Source organism: Scytonema sp. PCC 10023, from assembly GCF_963920835.1.
In the GTDB taxonomy this organism is placed as follows: Bacteria; Cyanobacteriota; Cyanobacteriia; order Cyanobacteriales; family Nostocaceae; genus Kalymmatonema.
On sequence record NZ_CAWUDP010000024.1, the window covers coordinates 32,805 to 58,912 of the forward strand.

General features: G+C 45.2%; 21 protein-coding genes. 10 read left to right on the forward strand and 11 right to left on the reverse strand.

Going from position 1 to position 26,108, the window contains the following annotated elements; translation table 11 throughout:
• Window positions 1-16: 16 nt before the first annotated feature.
• Window positions 17-817, reverse strand: a complete 801-nt coding sequence (locus ACM0OZ_RS16335) for an SDR family NAD(P)-dependent oxidoreductase (RefSeq protein WP_414583865.1) — start codon at window positions 815-817, stop codon at window positions 17-19.
• Window positions 818-1,660: 843 nt separating this feature from the next.
• On the opposite strand from ACM0OZ_RS16335, the gene ACM0OZ_RS16340 reads away from it, so the two are divergent.
• The 5 genes from ACM0OZ_RS16340 (at window position 1,661) to ACM0OZ_RS16360 (ending at window position 8,243) form a co-directional block, all read left to right on the forward strand.
• Complete coding sequence (locus tag ACM0OZ_RS16340; protein ID WP_414583866.1) at window positions 1,661-3,607, forward strand: amino acid transporter; 1,947 nt, start codon at window positions 1,661-1,663, stop codon at window positions 3,605-3,607.
• Between the two features lie 543 nt (window positions 3,608-4,150).
• Window positions 4,151-6,214, forward strand: a complete 2,064-nt coding sequence (locus ACM0OZ_RS16345) for an SDR family NAD(P)-dependent oxidoreductase (protein ID WP_414583867.1) — start codon at window positions 4,151-4,153, stop codon at window positions 6,212-6,214.
• A 23-nt stretch (window positions 6,215-6,237) separates the two neighbouring features.
• Entirely contained in the window at window positions 6,238-6,879 is a 642-nt protein-coding gene (locus ACM0OZ_RS16350) for a nitroreductase family protein (protein ID WP_414583868.1), read from the forward strand.
• A gap of 28 nt (window positions 6,880-6,907) precedes the next feature.
• Window positions 6,908-7,702 (forward strand): SDR family oxidoreductase, encoded by a 795-nt coding sequence (locus tag ACM0OZ_RS16355; RefSeq protein ID WP_414583869.1) that lies wholly within the window; start codon window positions 6,908-6,910, stop codon window positions 7,700-7,702.
• A 79-nt stretch (window positions 7,703-7,781) separates the two neighbouring features.
• Window positions 7,782-8,243 (forward strand): aldo/keto reductase, encoded by a 462-nt coding sequence (locus ACM0OZ_RS16360; protein ID WP_414583870.1) that lies wholly within the window; start codon window positions 7,782-7,784, stop codon window positions 8,241-8,243.
• Between the two features lie 404 nt (window positions 8,244-8,647).
• On the opposite strand, the gene ACM0OZ_RS16365 is transcribed toward ACM0OZ_RS16360, so the two are convergent.
• Window positions 8,648-10,450 (reverse strand): hypothetical protein, encoded by a 1,803-nt coding sequence (locus tag ACM0OZ_RS16365; protein ID WP_414583871.1) that lies wholly within the window; start codon window positions 10,448-10,450, stop codon window positions 8,648-8,650.
• Between the two features lie 53 nt (window positions 10,451-10,503).
• Between ACM0OZ_RS16365 and ACM0OZ_RS16370 the strand changes: the two genes are divergently transcribed.
• A complete protein-coding gene (locus tag ACM0OZ_RS16370; protein WP_414583873.1) occupies window positions 10,504-10,845 on the forward strand; it encodes a hypothetical protein in 342 nt (113 codons plus the stop codon).
• On the opposite strand, the gene ACM0OZ_RS16375 is transcribed toward ACM0OZ_RS16370, so the two are convergent.
• The 5 genes from ACM0OZ_RS16375 to ACM0OZ_RS16395 form a co-directional block, all read right to left on the reverse strand.
• Window positions 10,825-11,466: an alpha/beta fold hydrolase gene (locus ACM0OZ_RS16375; RefSeq protein WP_414583874.1), complete on the reverse strand. Its 642-nt coding sequence runs from the start codon at window positions 11,464-11,466 to the stop codon at window positions 10,825-10,827. The genes ACM0OZ_RS16370 and ACM0OZ_RS16375 overlap by 21 nt on opposite strands.
• Window positions 11,429-12,607 carry an RNA-guided endonuclease TnpB family protein gene (locus ACM0OZ_RS16380; RefSeq protein WP_414583875.1) on the reverse strand — a complete coding sequence of 393 codons (1,179 nt, stop codon included), beginning with the start codon at window positions 12,605-12,607 and terminating at the stop codon, window positions 11,429-11,431. The genes ACM0OZ_RS16375 and ACM0OZ_RS16380 overlap by 38 nt, the downstream gene beginning before the upstream one ends.
• A gap of 91 nt (window positions 12,608-12,698) precedes the next feature.
• Window positions 12,699-12,956 carry an alpha/beta fold hydrolase gene (locus tag ACM0OZ_RS16385; RefSeq protein ID WP_414583877.1) on the reverse strand — a complete coding sequence of 86 codons (258 nt, stop codon included), beginning with the start codon at window positions 12,954-12,956 and terminating at the stop codon, window positions 12,699-12,701.
• Between the two features lie 52 nt (window positions 12,957-13,008).
• Window positions 13,009-13,521, reverse strand: a complete 513-nt coding sequence (locus tag ACM0OZ_RS16390) for a hypothetical protein (RefSeq protein WP_414583878.1) — start codon at window positions 13,519-13,521, stop codon at window positions 13,009-13,011.
• A gap of 250 nt (window positions 13,522-13,771) precedes the next feature.
• Window positions 13,772-16,198, reverse strand: coding sequence for a putative PEP-binding protein (locus ACM0OZ_RS16395; protein ID WP_414583879.1), 2,427 nt, complete (start codon window positions 16,196-16,198; stop codon window positions 13,772-13,774).
• A 178-nt stretch (window positions 16,199-16,376) separates the two neighbouring features.
• Between ACM0OZ_RS16395 and ACM0OZ_RS16400 the strand changes: the two genes are divergently transcribed.
• On the forward strand, window positions 16,377-16,514 hold the full coding sequence (locus ACM0OZ_RS16400) for a hypothetical protein (protein ID WP_414583880.1): 138 nt from the start codon (window positions 16,377-16,379) through the stop codon (window positions 16,512-16,514).
• Window positions 16,515-16,673: 159 nt separating this feature from the next.
• Window positions 16,674-17,126, forward strand: coding sequence for an MgtC/SapB family protein (locus ACM0OZ_RS16405; RefSeq protein WP_414583934.1), 453 nt, complete (start codon window positions 16,674-16,676; stop codon window positions 17,124-17,126).
• Here the strand turns inward: ACM0OZ_RS16405 and recF are convergent.
• Together recF and ACM0OZ_RS16415 are read right to left on the reverse strand one after the other, a co-directional pair.
• Window positions 17,123-18,250, reverse strand: a complete 1,128-nt coding sequence (recF, locus tag ACM0OZ_RS16410; protein WP_414583881.1) for a DNA replication/repair protein RecF — start codon at window positions 18,248-18,250, stop codon at window positions 17,123-17,125. The two genes, ACM0OZ_RS16405 and recF, sit on opposite strands and share 4 nt — an antisense overlap.
• A gap of 101 nt (window positions 18,251-18,351) precedes the next feature.
• A complete protein-coding gene (locus ACM0OZ_RS16415; RefSeq protein WP_414583936.1) occupies window positions 18,352-21,204 on the reverse strand; it encodes a cation-translocating P-type ATPase in 2,853 nt (950 codons plus the stop codon).
• Between the two features lie 290 nt (window positions 21,205-21,494).
• On the opposite strand from ACM0OZ_RS16415, the gene ACM0OZ_RS16420 reads away from it, so the two are divergent.
• Window positions 21,495-23,168, forward strand: a complete 1,674-nt coding sequence (locus tag ACM0OZ_RS16420) for a transglutaminase domain-containing protein (protein WP_414583882.1) — start codon at window positions 21,495-21,497, stop codon at window positions 23,166-23,168.
• A 210-nt stretch (window positions 23,169-23,378) separates the two neighbouring features.
• On the opposite strand, the gene ACM0OZ_RS16425 is transcribed toward ACM0OZ_RS16420, so the two are convergent.
• Complete coding sequence (locus ACM0OZ_RS16425) at window positions 23,379-23,516, reverse strand: hypothetical protein (RefSeq protein ID WP_414583883.1); 138 nt, start codon at window positions 23,514-23,516, stop codon at window positions 23,379-23,381.
• A 60-nt stretch (window positions 23,517-23,576) separates the two neighbouring features.
• Here ACM0OZ_RS16425 and ACM0OZ_RS16430 point away from each other — a divergent pair, with 60 nt between their 5' ends.
• Window positions 23,577-24,776, forward strand: a complete 1,200-nt coding sequence (locus tag ACM0OZ_RS16430; protein WP_414583884.1) for an RNA-guided endonuclease InsQ/TnpB family protein — start codon at window positions 23,577-23,579, stop codon at window positions 24,774-24,776.
• Between the two features lie 463 nt (window positions 24,777-25,239).
• Here the strand turns inward: ACM0OZ_RS16430 and ACM0OZ_RS16435 are convergent, their stop codons facing one another.
• Entirely contained in the window at window positions 25,240-26,088 is an 849-nt protein-coding gene (locus ACM0OZ_RS16435; RefSeq protein WP_414583885.1) for a PD-(D/E)XK nuclease family protein, read from the reverse strand.
• Window positions 26,089-26,108: the final 20 nt, after the last annotated feature.

Consider the following 26,108-nt stretch of genomic DNA (forward strand, 5'->3'; position numbering starts at 1 on the left):
AAATCCGCTTAATTACTTATGGCAAGTTCAAGAACTTGCGCGCACTCAGTCGGAACAGCCTATCTGGTAGAATAGCTCTCAAGGCTGGCACCCATGCCTGATTGCCAACACGATACCGCAATCGCGGCGACTGGCTTTGTACCACCCTAAGAATCATCCGTGCAACTTTTTCGGGATTATCACCCCGTGCAATTGCCTGACTGATTGATGAGGGCAGCGCCTCACGTACACTGTCGTAATCGGCATAAGTGGAAGTCCCTTGCGACATGTCGTGATTAAAGTTGGTCTTGAAATAACCAGGTTCAATTAAAGACACTTTGATATTGAAAGGGTCTAATTCCACACTGAGTGCTTCACTATAACCCTCTAGTGCAAACTTACTTGCTGAATAAAAACCTTGACCGACTGCCCCTACCAATCCCGCCAGCGAGCTCATATTGATAATATGCCCGCTACGCTGCTGTCTCATCGTTGGCAAAACGGCATTGGTGAGGCGGACAACACCCCAGAAGTTTGTTTCAAAAATATCCTTGGCTTGTTCTAAGCTTGTTTCCTCAATCACGCTAGCGTGTATTTGTCCGGCATTATTGATCAGCAAATCAATGCGGTTAGTTTGTGCGATCAACTGTTTTATACACGATTGTACTGACTCGTCAGATTTCACATCCAGCGTCAACATTTCTACACCCTGGGACGCGGAATGTTGCTTGCGACTGGTGCCGAAGACACAGTAACCCTCTTGAGCAAGTAGATGAGCGGTTAACTGTCCAAACCCGGATGATGCTCCTGTGACCAGCGCGACCTTTTTGTTAATCATCTAAAACCCTCTGGTAGTAATCTAGGACTCTCTCGCCTGAAGCCCCCGGTTGTAAACCGGGGGTGTTGACTTTAGCTTAACCCGGTAGAAGCCCCAGGCCTGACACAAAGTGCAGCGTGGGATGAATATCCAGCCAAAAGCGAAACACTGCTTGACCAATGCTTACCGCTCTTAAGCGAGGGAGGGGGTAGTTGAGTTTTTGACAATTTTTTGGTATTATCAACCTATCCCAAACCCCTAGTTGGGAGAGAGGAGTAGCCGTGGTGGGCGAACCGCTCGCAGGGGAAATAAAAAGGCTAGACACCACATTGGGATTGGAAGCGAATACCGTAGTTTCCCGATAAAGAAATCCCTAAATCAAAAGATATTCGCCGCTCGGTTGGCTGGGCGACTGCCGGGAGCTAGGCAAGACATGCGTAAACGCCTATCGGCGAGAGATGCTGTATAAGACCAAATCGTGCTTGCATGAAGAGGCAACGGTGAAGCAGCGCTGAAGACGGGTTTCCCGTCGCAGGCGACTGCTGAACCCGAAGGGCAAGTGATACCGGAAGCCTACACGCTCACTGCTTGCAGTTAGTGTAGGTACTTCACATACTCCTATTTCCAAAAATAAATACGCCTCTGCATTGCTTGTTATAGCTCAAGAGAGAAAGTCCTCGGGAAAATCAACATTGTGGACTGATCATTTGGGCTTTTAAAATTGGAACACGACCAAAATCCTTCTCAAAGCGGGTGCGTTATCTCTACTCGAAGAGTTTAGTTCTTAGGAAGGGATAATTATGAGAGCTATGTATCGTAGCGCCAAATTATATAAATGTAGCTGTACAGCAGGAGTAGCGTTTGATGGCTAAATCAATCGTTCCATCAAAAAGGATCGGCACAAAGTTCATCAACTGGTTGCTCGAAGAAGACCGAAAAGAGAAGGAAGGACCCTACCGCAAAGAAGAACGACACCGCTGCCATCCTTGGTGGCAGGTTATGTGCTTGACAGGTGTAGATTATTTCTCGACGCTTGGCTATCAACCTGGTATTGCAGCATTGGCAGCTGGCTCTCTCTCTCCTGTGGCAACCCTGATTCTGGTTTTGCTGACGCTGTTTGGGGCATTGCCGATTTATCGTCGCGTTGCTGCCAAAAGTCCTCATGGCGAAGGGTCAATTGCTATGCTCGAACACTTGCTCCCCTGGTGGCAAGGCAAGCTATTCGTACTCTGCCTACTCGGCTTTGTAGCAACCGACTTCATCATTACCATTACCCTTTCGGCTGCTGATGCTACTGCCCATATCATCGAAAACCCGCTCGTGCCAAATTGGCTTCACCATCAGCCGGTCGGTATTACGCTGGTACTCGTGGCATTGCTAGCCGCAGTTTTTCTTAGAGGTTTCCGAGAAGCAATCAGTATTGCAGTCTTTTTGGTTGGAGTTTATCTACTGTTGAATTTCGTTGTCGTGAGCGTCGGTTTGTATCAGGTTCTGAATCAACCATCTGCGATCGCTGATTGGCAGAGTAGTCTTTTTGCTACTCATCAGAACCCTTTGGTCATGATCGGCGTAGCCGTCCTGGTATTCCCAAAGCTTGCTTTGGGATTGTCAGGCTTTGAGACTGGGGTGACGGTTATGCCTCTGGTGCAGGGCAGCAGGAGTGATTTGCCGGAACAGCCCAAAGGGCGCATTCGCAATACACACAAGCTGCTCACTGTTGCTGCTGGGATCATGAGCTTCTTTTTGATCACCAGCAGCTTTGTAACGACTCTACTGATTCCAGCAGCAGAATTTAAAACCGGGGGCAAGGCAAGTGGGCGCGCCCTCGCCTATTTAGCACATCAGTATCTAGGCAATGGCTTTGGCACAATTTACGATATAAGTACCATCACCATTCTCTGGTTTGCAGGTGCATCCGCAATGGCAGGGCTTCTCAATATCGTACCCCGCTACCTACCGCGCTATGGCATGGCACCGAATTGGGCACGGACAGCGCGTCCTCTGGTGTTAGTCTATACAGTTATTGCTTTTGTTGTCACAATTCTCTTCAAAGCTAATGTGGAAGCTCAAGGTGGGGCTTACGCAACTGGCGTGCTTGTGTTGATCACCTCGGCTGCTTTTGCTGTGACCTTATCAGCCCATCGCCACAGACTCAAGCGAGGAAGGCTCGCTTTTGGAACCATCACCCTGCTGTTTGTCTATACCACTATTGTCAATATCATCGAGAGACCCGAGGGGATTAGGATTGCTGGGTTCTTCATCGGTGCTATCATCCTCAGTTCGCTGGTTTCCCGCGTGTGGCGATCGCTCGAACTACGAGTGGAACGGATTGAAATTGACGAAAATGCCCGTCGCTTCATTGATCAACAGAGCCGAGGTGCGATACGACTGATTGCTAACCGATTGACTGAGGGTGATGTGCGAGAGTATGCTTTAAAGGAGCAAGAGGTGCGCGAGGACAACCATATTCCGCCCACCGATCCGATCCTGTTTCTAGAGATTCGGGTATCCGATGCTTCAGAATTTGCAAACATCATCAGAGTTAAAGGGGTGGAGGTCGGTCAGTACCGCATCCTGCGTGCTGAGAGTGCAGCCGTCCCTAACGCGATCGCCGCTTTACTTCTCTACATCCGCGACCAAACGGGTAAGATTCCGCATGGTTATTTTGGTTGGGTTGAGGGAAACCCGATACAATACTTGCTCCGCTTTATCTTGTTTGGTGAGGGGGATATTGCTGTGGTTACGCGTGAAGTCCTTCGTAAGGCTGAGAAAGATCCTGAGCGGCGTCCTGCCATCCATGTCGGAGGATGAACGACTGCTAGGCATGAAAAGGAGTCAAGAGTCAGAATACCCCAGCAATCAAGTCAGGGGTTTCAAGCGTGGATATTTTTCTTTATTCACAAAACTGTAAAATCACTTGCTCTAAACTTCCCTTGGACATCCAGTCTAAACAATCCCCAAGCTGGATTCTGGCTCCTGAATTCTTCTTCGGTAAATAAATGTAAAGCAGTGTGTCAGTTGTGGCATGAGTGCGTATAGGCATTCATGCAATTGCTGATTATAGCACGTTTTGACCCAAGTGGCAATTGAACCAGGTGTGATTAGTCGGCAATGCTCCAAAGGAGCCGCGTCAAGGAGATCAAGGCTATGGTGTTTGGGCTGATACATCCAAACTTAAAACTGGTTTATCCCTTTCGGTAGCTCGATCACTTAGGTAGCACAACTTTAGCAGGAGGGAAGCTCCTTAAGAGCGGATTTAGGATCAGCCATAGCACTTTTCAATTTAAGGTCTTCAAGACATTCGCGCTCATTTAAACATTAACCGCAAGCATTGTCATCAGGATCTGGCTATTTATGAATGTAAACTATCAGAATTTACTTATTCTTACAGTAGGCATCATCGGTACATTGCTGAGTTCACTTTTGTTGGATCGCTGGTGGCGGGAACGTACATACGACCTGAACGGCAAGACCGTACTGATGACAGGAGGTTCACGGGGGTTAGGTCTAGTCATGGCGCGCCAGTTGATTGAGGCAGGCGCACGTTTGGCAATCTGTGCGCGTGACACAACAGAACTGGAAGAAGCGCGGATCGAGTTAGAGCAACGAGGTGGAGAGGTTCTAGCACTTCCTTGTGATGTGACGGATCAAACTCAAGTTGAGCAGATGGTGCAGCAGGTGCGTGATGGCTTTGGAGCGATCGACATCCTGATCAACAACGCGGGTACTGACATTGTTGGTCCAATGGAAACCATGACAATGGAGGACTATGACGATACAATGAAGCTGCATTTCTGGGCACCATTGTACACCACCTATGCCGTTCTCCCCGAAATGCGGCAACGGCAGGCTGGACGGATTGTTAATATTTCTTCGATTGGTGGTAAGGTAGTTTCCCCGCACATGGTGGCGTATTGCGCCAGTAAGTTTGCCTTAACCGGGCTGTCTGAAGCGATGCGGACAGAACTGGCAAAAGACGGGATTGCTGTCACAACTGTATGTCCCGGTTTCATCCGTACGGGCGTTGTGGATCATGTCATTGTCAAAGGTCAGCACCGTAAGGAGTTTGCCTGGTTCAGCATTAGCGATTCGTTGCCTTTGATCTCCACCAGCGCTGAAAATGTTGCTCGCCAAACCATAGCGGCGGCTCGACGGGGTGATGCAGAATTGATTGTGCCGCTTCCTTTTTGGATCTCTGCCAAGTTCTATGCTCTGTTTCCGGGGCTATTTTCCAATTTGCTCAGTTTGATGAATCGGTTGTTACCCGGCGCAGACGGCGCTGGCAAGGAGCGCGCTTTTGGAAAAGACAGCCACTCGTTTTTGTCGCCCTCTTGGTTAACTTACTTGAGCAACAGAGCTGCACGGCGGAACAACGAGATCGCAGCTCTAGACACAGATGGTTCTGGAGCAAATCAGTCGGTTGAAACTGAGCGATCAAATGGACAGGTACAACCCCAACAATTCTCCGCAACAGAGGCTGAGTCCTTTGAAGTTGCTGTACAAACGCCATCCCCTGAACCAGCGATTGTAGAAGACGAGCAATCAGCATTCCCGTTGATCGAACCGTCCCAGGCATCACCTGAAATTCAAGCCTGTTTAAACGACGTTCAAACCACGTTGGGAATTCCCTGGATACCTGCAAACTGGCGAGCTTATGCGATGTATCCATCGGTGATGCAGTTGTTTTGGGAACGTCTCAAAGGGGCAATGCAAACCGAATCTTTTTTGGAAGATGCGATCGCCATTACCGAACGTGTTTACCGGGATACTAACGACTGGTATCAACCGGGCTATCAAATTGATGTGGACGAAGCACAGCGGCATCAGATCCAGAGAGTACTGAATGCATTTACCTTTGGCAATCCCCAATTGCTGATTCAGCAAATTGCCTTGAGCCGAACTTTGGCAGGCGAAGTGGTCGGTCAGGAGGGCAATGCTGATGTTCGTCGCGGACCAAATGCATATAGCCACACAGAGATCCAACTGATTGGCGAGCAGTCTGTTCGGGAAATCTCGGCAGAAATGCAACAAGTATATCGAGACATCAAACAAACTCTCGGTGTACCGATTGTCAACTCTGATTACCAGGCATTAGCTCGATGGCCTGCATTTTTCCTACCAGCATGGGAAGACATCAAGCTTTGGCGGGAGCGACCGGAATATCAACTTCTCAAGCAGAATATTATGCAAAAAGCAGAAGACGCTGCTAGTCGTCTGTGTCCTGCTGTTGCGATCGGTGAGCGGGAAGTGCGCGATTCTCTTTCAGAGACGCTACGCGAACGCTTGGACAATCCCGAAGATTTTGAGCGTATTCAGCAGACGGTGCAAATGTTCAAGGATGTTTTGCCGGAATTAATTGTACAGGATGCTCTATTTCATATGGGTCTGGCAAATCTTCAACCCGTCACTACACTTTGAGCTTCATTCATTAAGGTACACACATGACAACCAATGCTATTACAAATGAACCGCCGATAGACAAAACATCCCAGGCCCAATATCCAATCGAAGATTTGCTGCGCCAACGCTGGAGTCCTCTGGCTTTCAGCGATCGACCAGTTGAGCCGGAAAAATTATGCAGTGTCTTAGAAGCAGCACGATGGGCAGCTTCTTCATACAATGAGCAGCCATGGAGCTTTATTATTGCCACTAAAGACAACCAAGCTGAGTTTGATCGTCTATTGAGCTGTCTAGCAGAAGGGAATCAAGAGTGGGCGAAGAACGCTCCGGTGCTAATGGTTTCTGTGGCAAAGCTTTACTTTGAGCGCAATGGTGTGGAGAACCGACACGCATTTCACGATGTCGGGGCGGCAGCAGACAACCTGGCAATCCAAGCAACTGCATTGGGTTTATTTATCCATCAAATGGCAGGGTTTGACGTACCCAAAGTGCGAGAGGTCTACAGCATTGCTGAAGGCTACGAGCCAGTCGCCGCAATTGCGCTGGGTTATTTAGGAGATCCACAAACTCTGTCTGAAAGGTTGCAGCAACGAGAGTTAGCCCCGCGCACCCGTAAGCCTTTAGAAGAATTTGTTTTCTCGGGCAGATGGAACCAGCCCTCACCACTCGTCAAGAGCCATTAAATACTCAACAGCGTGAAAGGAAATGACTATGGTTACTACACAGCCTCAAAATAGTCAAATTTTAGACAATTACAAGTTAATGAGCGATCGCGTCGTCCTCATTACAGGTGCAAGTCGCGGTATTGGTGCAGCGACTGCTAAACTACTGGCACGCCACGGTGCAGCCGTTGGTGTTAACTATTATGGCAGTGAGGAAGCTGCTGGGCAGGTGGTGGAAGCGATTGCATCAGAAGGGGGTCAAGCGCTAGCCGTCAAAGCAGATGTGAGAGATCCTCAGCAAGTAGACGCAATGGTGCAACAGGTTGCAGAGGCATTTGGTCCAATTGATACGGTGGTGATCAATGCCAATGCTGGGTTTCCTATCGCTCCCTTTGTAGACTATCGCTGGGAAGACTTTGAAGCAAAACTCGTTGGAGAACTCAAAGGTGCTTTTTTTCCTTGCAAGGCAGTCGTTCCATCCATGATTGAACAGAAGCGGGGTTGCATCATTGCAGTGAGCAGTAGCGTGTCTCGCTCTCCGAGTGAGGGATTCTCTGCCCATAGCACGGCAAAATCTGGATTGAATGCTTTTATAAATAGCCTCGCATTGGAACTGGGTCCCCACGGAATTCGTGCTAATGTTGTAGCACCCGGATTAGTACTGACTGATGCAACGGCTCAGGTACCGCAGGAAGATAAAGACGCTTCTGCTCAAATGGTTCCATTGAAACGAAATGGACTGCCGGAAGATATTGCAGGTGCAATTCTGCTGTTAGCTTCAGAAGAAGCAAGATTTATTACGGGAGCTTATTTACCTGTAAGTGGTGGTATTCAAATGCTCTAACTCTTTGGATCGCTCGATTTGCCCGAGAGTTAAATTCTCTAACATCTGCTGCCGCGATCAAAGAGAAACCATCAAAGCTGTGGTTAATCAGCACTCGCCTCACGGCGATCGCTTGGACGTTGCGACCTGCCGAGAACTGGGCATTGGCTTTGTAGCCTACAGCCCATTAGGTCGCGGGTTTTTAACCGGACAAATTAAACAGTTTGAGGATTTACCACCGGATGACTATCGCCGTCAGTCACCGCGCTTTCAAGGCGAAAACTTTCAGAAAAATTTGGAACTTGTGCGGAAGATTGAGGAAATTGCTGCAAGAAAGGGGTGTAAACCATCACAACTTGCTTTAGCTTGGGTGCTGGCTCAAGGTGAGGACATTGTGCCGATTCCCGGTACGAAGCGACGGCAATATCTCCTAGAAAATGCCGCAGCAGTGGACATCGTTTTAACGCTGGAAGACCTCCGGGAAATTGATGAAGTAGCGCCCCGAGGCGTTGCTGCTGGCGCACGTTATCCAGAAGCGATGATGAATTTAGTTAGGCAGTGAAGCCAGGAAATCGCTCCCTGACTCGGCTAGTGGGGGAAGTTGGGGATGCGATCGCCTGATTGGTGTTATGCTACGGCGTGTGATGGTGATTGATGACTATTTGTTATTTGCCTCCCGGAAGGACTCTCTGGGTTCGATAGCAATCAAGCAAACGCACAAACATTTCGCTTTGCTATCGCTTTTACTGCCTGTTTTCGTGATCGTCATTATAAACAGTATTAGATGAAGTTTATTGTTCCTCTATCCCTGTGTAGAACTAGAAGGATTTTGCATTTGTATTAGAACTGCGATATGGCTGCGTAACGATCAATATTTAGTAACGGCAAGCAACCTCTGCATTACATCACCCTCAAGCTCTCTTGGGCGTCGGCTTGATCGCCGTGTTAGCTTACGTCAAGTATTGCTCAACTGTTTCTAGTATCTATATCTTGCAACCATAGTTCAGATGTTTTTTGTACGCCATGGCTGAGTTTAACACCTACTTCACCCTCAACAATAGATTCAACTTTTTTCCCATTCACTTGAATTTCTAGCACCTCTGCTTTAAACCAAGTTCCATCGTTGCAGATAATGATAGTCGCGCCCTCACGCAGAGGAAGATTATCAATGTTAAGTATTATGACTTTTCCTTTGTGATGAACTTCTAGAGGAAATCCAAGTAAACTCGCGTTTGAGGGTTTGAATTGCACAAGCCCGTATTTTAACAAAGCAGCTCTAGCATCTTCTTTAGTTACAAAACCTTCTTCAATTTTAAAGTAAAGTTTGAAAAGCTCATATGTGGTTAGCAATCCTCTTTCATCTGATTGAGCATCAGCAATCTGTTGTTCAGTGAAAGGGGGATTCTTTCTTTTATCAGGAGGTAAATATCGTTGGTGGTTGACTAAATATAAGGCAGATACATCAAAGCTATTTCGCTCTTTTGAGCGTCTATACTTAATTTTACTTACTTGTGAACAGTCACTATCTTTAGATGTTCCACCAATGCCTTTGATTTCAACAACTAATAAACCATTCTTTAAAATAAGCTGAAGATCTTCTTCCTTAATTTCTGGATTACTTTCATCCATATTAATAACATTTGTAAAGCCAAGCCATTTGAAGAATATTTCAACGGATTTTACGAGTTGCTCATCTGTTTCAGTTAGTAAATCATGTAAAAATTTGTATTTTGCTTGATTTTCCTTAATTTCTTCTTCTATCTTGGCTAAGGTTTTAGTATATTCATTATACAATAATTCTTTTCTTGAGAGGAGACTTGCTTGATTAGGAAGAAAGTATGTATCTGCTTTAAGCCAAGAAAATTGCTCAGAATAGGGAAAAATTTTAGGAAATATGCCAGGTAGAGTTTCATCAATAAACTCAAGCAAAAACTCTTTCTTTTTGTTGACTATTTGAGGAAAAACAAAAATCATTGTCGGCTGAAACAAAAAGTCTACAAACCCTACAATTTCATTATCTGAATTAAACAGTAAAGGCAAAAAATTACTTCTCTCAACAGTTTTTCTTTCATTAGACAACCAAATTGTTGGATGTTCAAAAACAGCTAAGTATCTAAAGTTTTTAATGTAGTTACGAATGAGACTTCCTATATCTCCAGTGATGTCAGATAAAACTACATTATGACCTATCTTATTGCGTACTGTGTGAACGCATGGAATAAACTCATATAGGGCATACTCCACAGAATTCTGCTCATGATAGCCGCGATGTGTTACCACTGCCGAGTGGTATTCGATTCTTTCCTGTGGGGCAGAAAATACGATGAGTAACGTTTCTTTTTTAAGAAAACCTTTTTGCAGTTCCTTTCCAAGAAGACTTGCAGAAAATGGTCGTGGGTCAAAAATTGTTTCTGGATAGCTGCTAAGTAGAATGTATTGTTCGCTTCCTTTAAACGACGCTCTCGTATGTTCAATCTCGTTATATTCAATTGGTTCATGATCTTGCAAATCAACAATTACAATATCATATTCATGGAGATTAGGTGGAAAATTAAAATTTAGCAACACTGGATGGGTATCACATCTGGCTGAATTTGGTACTTTTACTTGGGAGCCTAAACTGCCATTAAAACATTGCAGACCTCTATCTTGTAGCGCTTCAATGATTTCTTTGTCTAGATCAATGGCACAGATTTTGGGTTTATCTTTAATTTGAGGCTTTGAAGATTTATCTGTCATTTTTGCATAACGAACTGTATTTTTGTTCAATTTTAGCTAATTTCCTCCAATGTTCATCTTAGTCTAGAATTCATCTCAATTAATTGAAGAAGCCGAGCGGTATTGGCGGGAGCAAACCCACGTCCCGCGCTCTATCGGGCTGGCTATGGTATGCACCAGAGGGGAACCTACCAAGGATGGATTCGCTCGGGCAGCATATATGTGAAAGCCTCGAAGCATCCAGTTCTCACAACCATGACTGTAGCTGGTCTCGGCGTGGCAATCTGGTTGCTTGCGACATCCGTTGTCCAAACCTAGTGAATCTGCGCCTGTCTTCTGTCCTGACTTTCCACGGAATGTGGAAAGTCAGGAATATTGGTGTACCGGAAACCCGTCGAATTCTAGCTGAAAGCGGGAGTTTCACCCTACTTACCCGCGTATGTTGAGCAAAATGATCCTGACTTCTCAACTTCGTCCAGAAAATCAACGATCATTGGCACAAATTTTTCTGGGCGAAACATTGCCCATTCATGATATTCCCCTTCAGCAACGATCATCCGAGCATCAGGAATATATTGTGCAAACTCATAACCCAGTTGTACTGGAATAAACCGATCGTTCCCTCCCCACAACACTAAAGTCGGGGATTGAATCTGTCGCAGCAGCGGTCGTAAATCTTTTTTAAGCCCAAGCCGTGCCGATTGAATCACATTTTGAGTTCTAAACACCCCATTGTAGAGAAGTGCCTGTGAAAATCGCAGCATTGGCACGGGCTTTACTTTTGGAGTTTCCATCACCATTTCGATTAACCTCCGCAGCGCAACCCTTGGTAACGCACCGAGCGGAATTCCTGTGCTATCTGAGATGACAAGACTGCTCACAAGGGATGGCATTGTGGCTGCGAGGGCGATCGCCACTGCACCTCCCCCTGAGTGACCAATTACATGCACGGTTTGAATGTTCAGTGCCTGTAGAAAAGAAACAATTTGACACTCGCCGCAATAAATTGACGGCGATTCTAGCGGTTGTCTAAGCAGGGGATAAATCCACCTGCTTAGACGCTTCACTAGTTAAGGGACTGTCATTGACCCCGCCCTCTGCATCAACTGCATCCATTGCAGATACAGCCTTCTGAAGATCCAGAGAGCATGAAAAACCTATCCACTGACCTATATTCTGACTAGCGTTCCAATCAGCATTGCATCTATAACCATCAAATCCTTTGAACCAATCACCATTTCGCACCCCTAACACCCCATTGCGGTGATCGGATTTGCTTGTATAAGGTGCTGGTACAGATTCAACAGGTACACCTGCTTTGATTGCCTTGTATCTGGAAAATAATTCAAGTTGATAGAACGCCCACGAATCACGGTTGTTGGCAGCATCAGACTTTGTTTTCTTGGTTTGTTTCATCGTCTGACGACAACCAGACAAATCTTCAAACCGCAATCCCATTCCAAAATCCTTAGCAAACTGTACTAATTCTTTTGAAATAACCTGATTAATATGGGTCATAATACGTCTTTCACGTTGCTCTAGTCGCTTTACTTCTTTTAGTTGTTTGGCTTTTTGAAGTGTTCTACGAGTGCGTTGAAATTGTCTTCTCAACTGCTTGAGGAGTCCACCTTTCCAGAACTTGCCAAACCCCTTGGGAAGTGCAGCGACAGCAATATTGTTTTGACCTCTATCCACTCCAATCCATCCTTTAACTTCACCTGCACCTGGAACTTCCATAGATACAGATATAAGTGCATACCAAATACCTTTTTTGGATTTACACAGTTTTAGGCTACCTAACTTAGCAGATCCATCAATTATTTTTTCCAGTATTTCGGTATGCGAGGATGCATGAACATCCAGAGGTATTCGCCCTTTCCGTCCTCTCAATAAATTGAAAGCAACAGTGTAGAAATTGCCTTGCTTGGATATCTCAAAATTCTGGTTATTGGTTTCTAACCACATTCGCTTAAAATACCTTACTCCTGTTCTTGCATTTGTATTGCGAATTGTTTGATTAATCCAGGCAGAACCTATTTCTACATGGTGGAAAGCAGAACTAGTTAACTTTTTACGTTCTTTTTTATCGACCAAAAGTAGATTGTTGGCAACCTGAGTATTGACAGCGGTTAGTCGCTCAAACTCAAGCGCCTTTACTTTGTTAAGTCGATAAAAAGGAAGCTTTAGTGTCAAAGATAGTTCTGCCATATTTCTATCTTACACAATACTGTAAGATAGAGACAAATAAATTTGTCCTCTTCGCTTATATCCCCTGCCTAAAGGCGAGGGGCTTTACGCATCACGACTCGTAATTTACGTAGCTCATGTGATCGGGAACGCACTTGCGCTGAGTAGATTTCCCAAAACCGGGTAAATCGGGTGCAATCACTCGATAGCGTTGGCATAAAAGACTTAAGCTATCGCGGTAGGGTGCTGTGGTCATCCCCCAGCCATGCAAAAACAGGATGGGATTTGAGTTTGGTGCATCTCCTCCCTCTAGATAAATTGTCCTGTACTCTGCTAAATCAATCGGCTTTTCAATTAATTGATCGCCCATGTGCAATTCGGAAATCTGCTTCGCAGGTCGTTCCTATTCTCGAAGGTTGGTTTCAGGGTCGATAAGCATTCCAATCGGTCGTGTCTGGTGTGGTTGTGCCTGGTGTCGTCGTGTCTGGTGTCGTCGTGTCTGGTGTGATCTGATTTGGTGTAGTTGTATCGGGTATGGTCTGATTTGGTGTCGTGTCTGGTGTAGTTGTACCGGGTATGGTCTGATTTGGTGTCGTGCCTGGTGTCGTCGTATCAACTTGAGCCATAGGAGCTACAGTTTTAGAAGGTCGAGCCAAGAGAGCAGAGGCAGAAGTCAGAGCTTTTCCTGGGATAGGCTTGGCAGCAGAATTAACAGCGATTGGACTGACTAAGTGAGCCAAAGTTGTAGCCCAATGAGATTGAAGCGCGGTTTTTGGAAAACTCAGCCTTTGACTTTCAACAGTTGCGATTGCCTCTGGCACTGCGCTTTGCGCAATCGCCCCAGAATTGGCGGATTTTGCAGTTTCAGCTTGAGCTGATAACCCACTAAAAACAATCGACAGTGTAGCGACACTCAGCAGCAAGGAAGTACGCATAATAGAGTAGCTCTGTGAATTTATGTTTTAGAAAGACAATAGTTAAGATTGCGTGACAAATTTTCTAACAAATTTCATGACTGTTAGAGCTTTAGAATCAATGCCATATAGGAAAAGCATAAATCTTGCTGCTTCACTTAACTTCCATCTAAAGAATGTCTCGAATTTAAAGCTAAGCTGTATTCAGTAATACAATGAAGGCTTCATCAAAATAAGGAATAGTTCGGTGTCATATTACGAAGCCTGTGGGCTATCTTGATTGATTGAGTTGACGCCGTGCTGCTTCTAAAAGTATCCTTTGCTCAGCACGAGCGATCGCCAAATATGTCCGCTCAACAGCTTCTGGTTCCACAGAAATGGAAGTGATGCCCCACTCTACCAGTTGCTCAATAATCTCAGGATACAGCACTGGTGCTTGACCGCAAATAGAACAAGGAATCCCTGCACTTTTTGCCGTTTGAATCAGTTGAGCAACAGCACCCATCACGACCGGATGACGTTCATTAAACGCTTTTGCCAATTGTCCTTGCTCTCTATCCACTCCTAGCAGGAGTTGAGTTAGGTCATTAGTACCAATTGAAATTCCGGCTACACCTGCTTTTACATATTCTGGTAGTAAAAATAACACGCTTGGCACTTCTGCCATAATCCACAATTGAAATTGCGGTACTTGAGTTAACTTTGCTTGCTCAACTTTTTGACGGCAAAAGGAAAACTCTTCCACTGTGCGTACAAAAGGTAACAACAGGTGAACATTGTTGTATCCTGCTTTCTGTACAGCCGCCAAAGCAGCCAATTCTAACTCGAAAACTGCGGGATTTTGCAAATAGCTGAAGGTGCCACGTTCCCCCAGCATAGACTGAGTTGAAGATTGTAGACTATCGTTAAAAGATGACAGTTCATGAGAACGCCAATCCAAAGACCGATAAAAAACAGGTCTTGGTGCAAAGGCGCGAGCAAACTGCATAATTTGCTCACGCAAACGCTCAAGCAATTGTGTCTGGTGTCCTTCCCGCACCCAAGTATAAGGGTCTTGCCCTTCCAGTATATTCAGAGCCATCAGCTCACTTCGTAATAATCCCACACCATCTACAGGTAAGCTTTGCACTTGCTCTATCAAACTGGGCTGGCTCAAGTTAACTAGCAGCTGAGTTCCAATCATCGCCCTTATCGGGGATGAGGGCGATGAGGGAGATGAGGGAGATGAGGGAGATGAGGGAGATGAGGGAGATGAGGGAGATGAGGAGAAATTCCAAATTTTGAATTTTGAATTTTGAATTTTGAATTGATTTGTCCCCTTGTCCTCTTTTCCTATCTCCCCAGATTCCCCAACTTCTCTTGTGAGACGATAAACTTCTCCCTTGTCGCCATCAATCAGTAATCTTTCGCCAGTCTGAATAATTTTTGTAGCATGCTCTACTCGTACAACTGCTGGTATTCCTAATTCTCTAGCAAGAATAGCACCGTGGCTAGTTAATCCTCCTTGCTCAGTAATAATACCATATGCATTTTGTAGTATTGGTAACCAATCAGGTGCTATCGTCGGTGCTACTAAAATCACTTGCTTGGGTGGTTGTTCTGGTTTTTGCTGTGAATTAATAATCACATGAGCAGTTGCCGTCACACGTCCCGGTGCTGCTGCCAATCCCTTAAGCAAGTGGAAATTAGAAATGGTAGCTTGAGGGGTGCTAACTTGGGTCAGGTATAACGTCTTTGTCGGGTCACAACAGAGAGTCCACTCAAAGGTAAAATGTCTACCTATTTCTTTAACAAGCCGATTTGCCAGTTGAATGAGTGATTGCAGATATTCTTCTGGTAAAGCGTACTGTTTTTGCTGGTCTTCGTCTAATAGGTAAGTAACAAGACTTGACTCATCTGAGGTAAGCGGCGAAGCTGGCACGGTTTGTAAAGTAGCTACAGCTGCTGTATCATTAAGAAAGTAAGCTAGCATTTTATTGCCTAGTTGCTGCTCTCTGACGGCACCAGTTACCGGATGGATGTAGTAAACATCTGGTAAGACATCACCTTGATTTATTGCTAGTCCTAATCCGGATGTAGCTAGGATTTCCCATTCAGAAGAGTTGGCATACAGTGAGCCACTGGCGATCGCATTCTTTAAGGGTTGTACCAAAACGCCCAAATGAATTTGTTGCAAGTTAATGCCTGCCCATTGCCAGTACAATAAACTCTTGGCACGAAACATCTGGCTCCAAGTGCGCTTCAATGCTAGGGCGATCGCTTGTTCATCACATCGACACACTTGGGATTCCAGCAATCCAGATGTATTCCCTATCCCATGTCTTTTAGTTGGGACGACAATACTTGGTCGAAAAATCAGGTATGCAGATTCCAATTCTTTAGCTGCATTCACGATTGTATTTAACAGGTGCGGTGGCAAAACAGCAGTACTAATTTCTTGACGTAAGCGCCCAGCAACCTGCTGAAGTTGACGCCAATTATTGACATCTAGGTGTAAGGAAGAATGTGGCAAGTCAGCGACTAACGCCTCCGAACTGTTGAGAGTTTCTAAAAATTCTCGCAAAACTTCCGCTGAAACCACAAAACCAGGCACCACCGGATAACCACGCTGCATGATTTTGCTTAAATAATATGCTTTGTCACCAACTTTGGCGCGGTCTTGCAGTTTAATTTGATCAAGCCAGTAGAGTTTGTCCACTCAATTAATTTGTTGTCTATTGTCTAATTGCGACGAACACGGAATGACTGTGTCCGTAATGTAACTACGGCTTCACAAATGGCAGGTAGTCCGTTGTCATCTACTAGAAAACTACTACAACGAGCTTCCACCATTTTTCCACCATTTATGTTTAATTATGCTGATTTAACTTGTGGTTATGGCTGACTTTTCAGGTGATGTGGAAAAAGCAACAAAGGAACCTAACCGCCCAGTTCCCAACCTGAGTAGGGAAGGGGCTAAGGTAAAAGCCTCTCAAAAGCAGGAGAGACGAAAGAAAGCGAGATTTTCCAGATAAAAGTGAAAAGTAAAGTGATTATGGGGATTAGAGTTCAGAGAAAATACAACGATGGTAATAAACGAGTCTTCAATGCAAAATATGTCTATCAGGATATTACCATTAGGAACACCAGTGATTGTATATTATATCTCATCAGGAATTGACAAGGATCAAGCATTGCCTAGCATTTACTACATTGCGCCGAATGATTGGTTGAACATTACTTTTAGATTGTGCCTTGCTTTGCTCGTTGGCGCAATTATTGGCATAGAACGCGAAATTAGACACAAACCCGCTGGTTTGAGAACTCATATGCTCGTGAGTTTTGGTGCAGCTTTGTTCACTCTCATATCCCTAGCAACAGGTACAGATCAACCGAATGCGGATGCTCTCTCACGAGTGATTCAGGGTATTGCAGCTGGTGTGGGATTTCTTGGTGCAGGGGAAATTCTACGTGAATCTTCCCAAGAATCAGCGCGAATTAAAATTCACGGACTTACCTCAGCAGCAGCCATTTGGGTTTGTGCTGCTTTGGGAATTGCTGCTGGATGTGGTTGGTGGCAGCTAGGATTAATAGGTGCGTTGTTGTGTTTCTTTGTTCTCAATGTTTTTAAAAGATTTGAAAGCTAATAACTCATGAGCGAGATTTCTCCAGCTTTAACAAAAAGAATTTGAGAGGAATTCAGCCATTGAGAATCAAAAGAACCCAAATGTGTGGTAGTAATTAAGGTTTGAAAGCGGTCTTGAATCGTATCAAGCAACTGATTTTGTCGGGATGGGTCTAGTTCAGCTAAGACATCATCAAGCAGTAGCAGGGGTGGTTCTCCAACAACTTCTTCTATGAGTTGCAATTCTGCTAATTTTAACGCTAGTACTAAAGTTCGCTGTTGACCTTGAGAACCGTATTGACGAGCAGGTGTTTGATTAATCGTCAATTCTATTTCGTCGCGATGGGGACCGACAAGCGTCGTTCCTTGGTGTAACTCGGCAACAGCACGCAGCTGTATTTTGTCTAAAAAAGCTTGCTGTACTTGTTCTGGATGGTAATGCTCTAAAGAGATATTGGGGGAGTACTTGAGTTCTAGAATTTCTGTACTGCCACTGATACTAGCGTGCCAAGCACTGGCAATAGGGGCTAGTCGTTGTATAGCGCGATCGCGTCGTCTAATCACTCGTGTACCTGTGGTAGCCAATTGTGCATCCCACACAGCCAGTTCAGATTGTAGAGACGAGAGGTGGCGCGTCTCTACATTGTGTTTCAAAAAAGCATTGCGCTGTCGTAAAACCTGGTGATATTGCTGTAATATGTGAGCATATACGGGTTCGAGTTGGATTAACAGAGTATCTAACCAGTTACGGCGACCTTCAGGACCACCGCGCACCAAATCCAAATCCAAGCTAGAAAACTGCACGGCATTGAGGACACCGAGAAAGTCCATCTGACGCCGCAAAGTTTCACTATTTAAAGCAACGGTGCGGCGACCATTTCGACGGAGAGTTAAAGTGAGATCGCTGATGCCAGTTTGCCGTTCTAGAGTGGCATGAATTTGAGATGTCGCTTCCCCTTCCCGGACTAAATCGCGATCGCGTGCCATTCTGTGCGATCGCAATGTCGCTAGCAATTCCACCGCCTCCAACAAATTGGACTTTCCTTGGGCATTATTGCCCACCAATATTGTTTTAGGAGCAGTAAACTCAACTTGCTGCTCTTTGTAGTTGCGAAATTGTCGGAGGTGAAGGGTTTTCAGGTACATAAGGGGATGAGTAAGCTGCTACCCTTAATTTTCTTGTAATAAGGGCGGGCAAGATGCCCACTCCACAAGAAATGTCTTTAATACAAGTGAAAATTCCCGCTTTATACAGGTTTTTTACCCATCAACCGTAAGAATAACTTCTCCATTTCAATCCACACAAACATCAAAGCACTAAAGCCAAAGCAAATACCCAACTCTGTTGGACTCAGCCAGTGAGTACCAAAGAAATCACGCAAAGGTGGCACGTAAACGAGCATCAGCTGCAAAATTGTCGTAATAACAACAGCTCCCAGTACATAGGGATTTGAGAAGGGATTCATTTCAATGGTCAATCGGGTATTTGAGCGAATGGCTATAGCATGACCCATTTGGGCGAGACATAGGGTGGTAAATACCATTGTCTTCCAAGCTTCGCGATCGCCCTGATACCCAGGTGCATTGGTATAGTTATAAGCCCACCACATCAAAGCAATTGAGATAATCGCAAAGACAATGCCAATGCGAATCATATAAGAACCCAATCCCCTAGCAAAAATACTTTCGCGGGGACTAAAGGGCGGACGTTTCATCACGTCGGGTTCAGGAGGTTCTACAGCCAATGCCAGCGCTGGTAAACCGTCTGTCACCAAGTTCATCCAAAGAATTTGCAACGGGCTAAGGGGAACGCCTCCCAACCCGATAATTGGTGCAGCGGCAATCGTGATAACTTCGCCAATATTACTACCAAGAATGTATTTGATAAAGCGGCGGATGTTGGTGAAAACAACTCTACCTTCCTTGGTGGCAGAGACAATAGTAGCAAAGTTGTCATCAAGTAGCACCATGTCACTGGCTTCCTTGCTCACATCGGTGCCTGTGATACCCATTGCGATGCCGATGTCAGCTTGTTTGAGGGCGGGGGCATCGTTGACGCCGTCACCTGTCATAGCGACAAATCTGCCTCGGCGTTGCAGTGCTTGAACAATTCGCAGTTTGTGTTCCGGGGCAACCCTAGCGTAGATGCTCACCAAGTCAACTTGTTGCTCTAGATCTTGATCGCTCATCCGCTGCAATTCTTGACCTATAAGAACACGGTCATCTTCTTTAGCAATACCTAGATCGGCGGCGATCGCTCGTGCTGTTAGTTGGTGGTCACCAGTGATCATGACTGGTCGAATTCCCGCGTCCCGACATTCTTGCACTGCTGCCCTCACCTCTGGGCGGGGTGCATCGAGCATTCCTACCAATCCCAGCCATACCAATCCTTGCTCGGATGCCTCATCTGACCCTTCCCTTGGGATTTCGCTGAGGGGTTTGTAGGCAAAACCCAGTACCCGCAAACCTTTACTCGCCATTCTTTCATTTTCTGCTAAAATTTGACGGCGTTGCTCATCCTTCAACGGCACTGAGTTCGTGCCTACGTAATTGTGAGTACAACGTTCCAAAGTTAGCTCTGGCGATCCTTTGGTGAACATTAAGTAACTTTCAGATTGCAGTAAGTTGCTAATCACAGGGTCTACCGATGTCAACGGCGATACACCTGTCTGGACTTGCTCAACCTTACAAATTACGCTCATCCGCTTGCGTTCCGAGGAGAAGGGGAACTCGCTGACGCGGGGCAGCTTGCTGTCCCACTGGTCTTTTTCTATTCCTCCTTTCGCCGCTAGCGTCACCAGTGCGCCTTCTGTCGGGTCGCCCAAAATCGTCCATTGCCCCTGTTGCTGTTGTAAAAACGAGTCATTACACAAAGCACAGGCAACTAATAAAGTTTGGATTTCTGGATACTGGTCTATGGAAATTGTTTGACTATCCAACTGAAAATCCCCTTTAGGGGCGTAACCTTCTCCAGTCACACGAAAAGCGCTGTTGTTCGTGTAAACTGACTGCACCACCATCTTGTTCTGAGTTAAGGTGCCGGTTTTATCGGAACAAATGGTGGTTACAGAACCGAGGGTTTCCACAGCTGGCAGTTTGCGAATCAAGGCATTCTGACGCACCATCCGCTGGGTTCCCAATGCCAGGGTAACGGTAATAACTGCGGGCAAGCCTTCTGGCACGACAGCAACCGCCATACTTAAGGAAACTTCCAACAGTTCTTGTAAGTTACCGCCACGCAAAAGACCGCCCACAACGACGATCGCTACCAGAATCAAAGAACCCGTTACTAGGACGTTACCGAGTTGGGTCATCCGTTGTTGCAAGGGGGTGGGTTCACTTTCTACTGCTTGCAACATCGAGGCAATTTTGCCAAGTTCTGTCTGCATACCAGTGTTGGTGACCAGAATCTTGGCTCGTCCTTGGACGACTTCAGTGCCTTGAAATACCAAATTGATGCGATCGCCTAATGATGTTTCTTCAGGCAAGATAAGTTTTGCCCGTTTGTTAACCGCTTCGGCTTCACCAGTCAGTGCTGATTCTCGCACTTGCAGGTTAGACTCTTCTATTAGGCGTCCGTCTGCGGCGAACTGCACCCCAGCTTCCACCAGCATCACATCTCCTGGCACCAGATCCTTGGCTACCACCTCCACTGGTTTGCCGTCGCGAATAAGTCGCACGTTGGGAGAGGAGAGTTTTTTCAGGGCTGCCAAGGCTTTTTCGGCACGGCTTTCTTGGACATAACCGAGTATGCCGTTGAGGACAACAATCGCTAAAATGGCGATTGTATCTTTGAATGGCAACTCACCAGGTTTCAACGAGCCTTGTTGCCAAGCTAACAGGTCTAAAACCCCAGAAATTATGGCTACGGCAATCAGCATCAACAACATAATGTTCTTGAACTGATCGACCAAAATTTCCCAAGCGCTGCGTCCAGCAGTTTCTTCTAGTTCGTTGGGGCCATATTTTTGCAACCGCTGTTGTACTTCTTGGGGCGTTAAGCCAGTCTCTGCGTTTGTCTTGAGCAGTTCCAGTGATTTATCAACTTCCAAACTATGCCAAACGGCGGCGGCTTTTTCAGGCAGAGAATGAGCAGACATCGTGTAAGTCACAGGGAATGGTTACAAAATTCCATCATAATTTAGCAATGGTTGGAATACCATCAATACAAAGTTACATTAGGTTGAGTTCTAAGCTGTACAGTACAGGTGTTATTCTTAACGGTTCCCAATTTTCTCCTTCGGCTAACATGGCTGTCCTTACGACTTCAGAGGAATTTCATCACAGAAAATATTGATAATTATGAGTAATAGAAGTAGGGAACTTTGTCACACAAGACATTCCACCATTGATTCTAGGCGTGCTATACCGTTGACAAAACCAGTTTAATATGAATCTTGCACTCCCCAATTTTCTATCCACTAGCCAAATGTTTGGCAAAAGGACAATTCGACCCCTTGGTGCTGCCGCCCTCTGTGGCATCGCATTCATCAAGGATACACTGATTGCTATTGATACTACCAAAGGGCATTTGCTGGAAATTGACCCTGAGTCTGACAACACGAAAATTCTCAATCCGCATCAAGTCCGAGAATTTATGGATGTGACGGGTCTTGCGGTTTGGGAGGATACTCTTTGGGTGACTCGGGGTAATAGTGTTTATTTGTCCAAGCTGAGTTCGTTGGGTTTGGAACATTTTGTCACCTTGCCTTATCCGGCTGATGGGATTGCTGTTTGGGAATCAACTGTCTACGTCAGTTGCGAAAAGCAGGGGGACATTCTGATTTTTGACCGCGCTACGCGAAAACAAATTACTAAATTTTATGCCCCTGGGGTCGGGGTGGAAAGTTTGGTAGTGGACGAGGATACGCTTTGGGTTTGCGATCGCACCGAGCAAACTGTCTACAGCATTGACAGGGCAACTGGGGAAGTTCAATTCAGCGTGTTGACGCCGTTTGATTCTCCCTCGGGGATAGCAATACATAAAAATAGCCAGACGGGCGAGAAAAATCTTTACATCGCCTACGCTTCTGAAGAGCCGTATGTCCGGGATAACCCAAATGCTGACCCGAGTCATCAGTTATCTTACCGCGATCGCACCTTTATTCATCCGTTACATTACCATTACGACCCAGATAAACGCTACGCCCTCTCTAATGGCTATCTGATAGAAATGTCCTATTTAGAGGAAATTTCCCCATTAGAAGAGGTGTATTTACCAGAGGTAGAATGGCGTATCGCCCTACCATCGGAAACTGACCGCCAAAAGGTGAAACACGTTGAACCCATTGGTTTACCTTTCATAGAAGAAGTGATAGAAGGGCAACGTGTGGCAGTCTTTAAATTTGATGCCCTCACCCCAGGCGAACGGCATATTTTTGGTTGGAAAGCAGTTTTGGAAGTCCGGGGAATTAAATATCGCCTCACCCCAGCAGATGTGGAAGATCTGGAGGAACTATTACCAGAATTTCAAGATCGCTACTTAGTAGATGATGACGATTTAGCAATGGATACGAACATTGTCCGTCGCGGCGCGCGTGAAGCAGTTGGTACTGAAACCAATTTGCTGCGGAAAATGTACAGCATCCGTAATTATGTCTACGACGAGTTGTCCTATGGCATAAAACCTCACATTGACACCCCAGATATTGTTTTAGAGCGAGGTGTGGGTTCCTGTGGCGAGTATGTAGGCGTTTTACTTGCCTTATGCCGTTTAAATGGCATTCCCTGTCGTACGGTAGGTCGCTACAAATGTCCCCCCTATGCCGAATACCAGCACGTTCCCCTGCAACCGGACTTTAATCATGTTTGGTTGGAGTTCTACCTACCTGGTTTTGGCTGGTTGCCTATGGAATCAAATCCTGATGATATAGGCAACGATGGACCTTATCCTACACGGTTTTTTATGGGTTTATCCTGGTATCACATTGAAATTGGCAAAGGAATTACCTTTGAAACTTTAACAAGTAAGGGTTTACGGCTCACCAAAGAAGATGTCTCAATTGGGGAGTTAGCGATTAATCACATCCGGTTTACGATTCTGGAAGAATTACCACCATTGTAAAGACGGGGTGTAGAAAACATTTTTCTACACCCTTACACCTGTACAGGCGCAGTGCCTTGCACCCCTACTTTATTATTTAGCTTAAACGGCTATTCATCCCACATCCTACACGAAGTGAGGTGTGGGATGAATAGCCGGACAAAAACGAGGCGTACCTCCGACCTATGCTTACTTGGTAGTTAGCGCGGGAGTGGGGTACCCTCGTTTTTGTCAATAAGATGGGATTTTTAACGAGTCAATCATCTCATCAATTACTTGAGTCATTGTCTTTTCTGTTAAAGCTGCATATAAGCGAAGTTTATTTAATCTTCTTTCAGATGTTCTAACTCTAATGTATTTATCTTTCATTTGTTTCCTCATTATTTCCTCATTTATGCTATCATAGCTATAATGAGGAGGTAATTAAAAGTGTTGAAGGCAGTTAAAGTCAGGCTATACCCAACAACCGAACAGCAAGAAGCGCTAGCCAAGTCTTTTGGCTGTGCTAGATGGTATTGGAATTATGCCTTGCATCAATGCATTCAACACTATGAAGAAACAGGGAAGTCGTTAAAATTAAGTGTTTACAAAGCTTACTTGCCTCAATTAAAAGTACAACATCCTTGGTTGAAAGAGGATTGTTATTCTGCTGTTTTGCAGTGTGTAGCAATCAATTTGAACAAGGCTTACACAAACTTTTTTGAGGGTAGAGCTAAGTTTCCAAGGTTCAAGTCAAAGCACCATAAGCAATCAATCCAATATCCTCAAAACGTTAAAGTTGTGGGAGACTGTTTGGAAATCCCTAAAATTGGTGTTGTTAAAGCAGTCTTTCATAGACCGATTGAAGGAAAACTTAAGACTGTTACCATCAGTAAAACTCCTACAGACAAATACTTTGCTTCAATCCTGCTTGAGGTTGACGGTGAGGCTGGAGAACTATCTGGCAACAAGACGCTTGGTATTGACCTTGGAATCAAAGACTTTGCCATTGTTCATGATGGTGAACAAATTATCAAACATTCAAACCCGAAACATCTTAAGCGTCATGAGAAAAATCTAGCCAGAAAACAAAAGAAATTTGCCCGTAAGGTAAAAGGAAGTAATTCAAGAAACAAATACAGAAAACTAGTAGCCAAGGTTCACGCTACGGTTCAAAATTCCCGCCAGGACTTTCTACACAAACTAAGTAGGAAACTGGTAGACGAAAGCCAAGTCATCATTGTAGAAAATCTCAACGTGAAGGGATTGGTACGGAACCGAAAGCTATCAAAGTCGATATCCGATGTAGGCTGGGGAATGTTTGTTAACTTTCTGGACTACAAGTTGAAGCGTAAAGAAGGACAACTTGTGGAAATTGGAAGATTCTTTCCCAGTTCTAAAACGTGTTCATGTTGCGGTCACGTTCTTGATGAGTTAACGCTCGATATTCGTGAATGGGATTGTCCCAAGTGTAATACTCATCACGACCGTGATGGTAATGCAGCATTGAACATCAGGAATGAAGGTATTCGGATATTATCTATGGGCGGAGGGAACCCCGTTCTTGCTGATGGAGGCTGTGTAAGACCACCTACCCGTAAGGGCAAGGGGCGACGGTCAATGAAGTCAGAAGCCTACACCGTACCGTAAGGTCGGTGTAGGTAGTTCACACCCCGTGAACAGTGCCACCTGCTGCGGTATTTGGCTGCTCAATATCCGGCGCGTCTCTCCGTTGCGGCTCTCCTCGACTTGGATGTCGTAGTCGAAGGCTGGATTGTGGGAGAGATCCCGATACACCAGCGAGGTGCTTGAGTTGTTGCTAATGAACGCTGGTTTTTGCTTACGAACAAAGGTCAAGATTTTTTAAGAAGAACGCAGAACGCAGAACACAGTAATCAGAATATCCCCACAAGGAGAATCCGGGGGAAATAAGTGCCGAAAAAAAACTAGTTGGTCTCCGCATGTTGTTGACGGGGGCTGTCTTACCAATACGGCTGACCAGAACTCTTAGTTCGCGATCAAGTTGACGCGTTTAATATTCTGACGAATGATTCTGAATCCTGAGTTCTTTCTTGGTAAAAATATTGTTTTTGTTTACATTTTTTATATAATCTTATAATTTCTTTTTCTCATTTTGCTGCGGTGATAAAGCTTTTAAAGTAGAAAATTCACAGATTGAGTTAAATGGGCAAAAGCGGCAGTGATAACCAGGATTTGCGGGAAAGATTTTGTTAAACTTACTGTTATTTTCTTGATATTTGTGCAAATCTTCCTGATGCTTTCTGGCAATTTCAGCCAATTCAAATTCTATTGAGTCTAATTCACTCTGAGTAACGCGAATTATCTCGGATTTTTTACAAACTTCTAAATTATAAAATGAGGCGATCGCTTGATGTGTAGGATAAAGATAACGCGCGGCAAGCAAATAAACTAATGCCTGTCGTCGGTCAAAATCAGATTTACCAGTTTTAAAATCTATAATATGCAAAGTGCTATCGGACTCAATCAATACACAGTCCATAACGGCATACAAGCGAAAGCAATAATGTCGGTGTGAAATCAAAATCGGTTTGGGAAAACCTTCATCACCGCGAGTTAACAGGATGATGCGTTTGCCTAAAAGTAACGGATCATCGTGATATTTTTTCAAAATTTGCAGGACGCGCTGCTTAACTTCATCAGTTGAGTTGCTTAATTTCAAAAGCTGTGCAACTTTTTCTACACCATCGGATTGGTTCAATAGATGGATGTGGTGATGAAATTCATAAACGCCTTTTTGTGCGAGTAAACCAATGCGCTGTGATGCTGTAGCTTTTGCCAAAAGCGCTTTGACTTGTGGTTCGTGTTGTCGTGCTTTAATGAAACCTCTTCTCATCTGGCAATGGCAGCGTTGTTGCCATGCGGTTGGGGCAACTAAAGACCAAAGGTGATAACTGGCGAAGGGCTGCTGAGGGGTTGACATTGCTCAGAATCGGTGAGAAA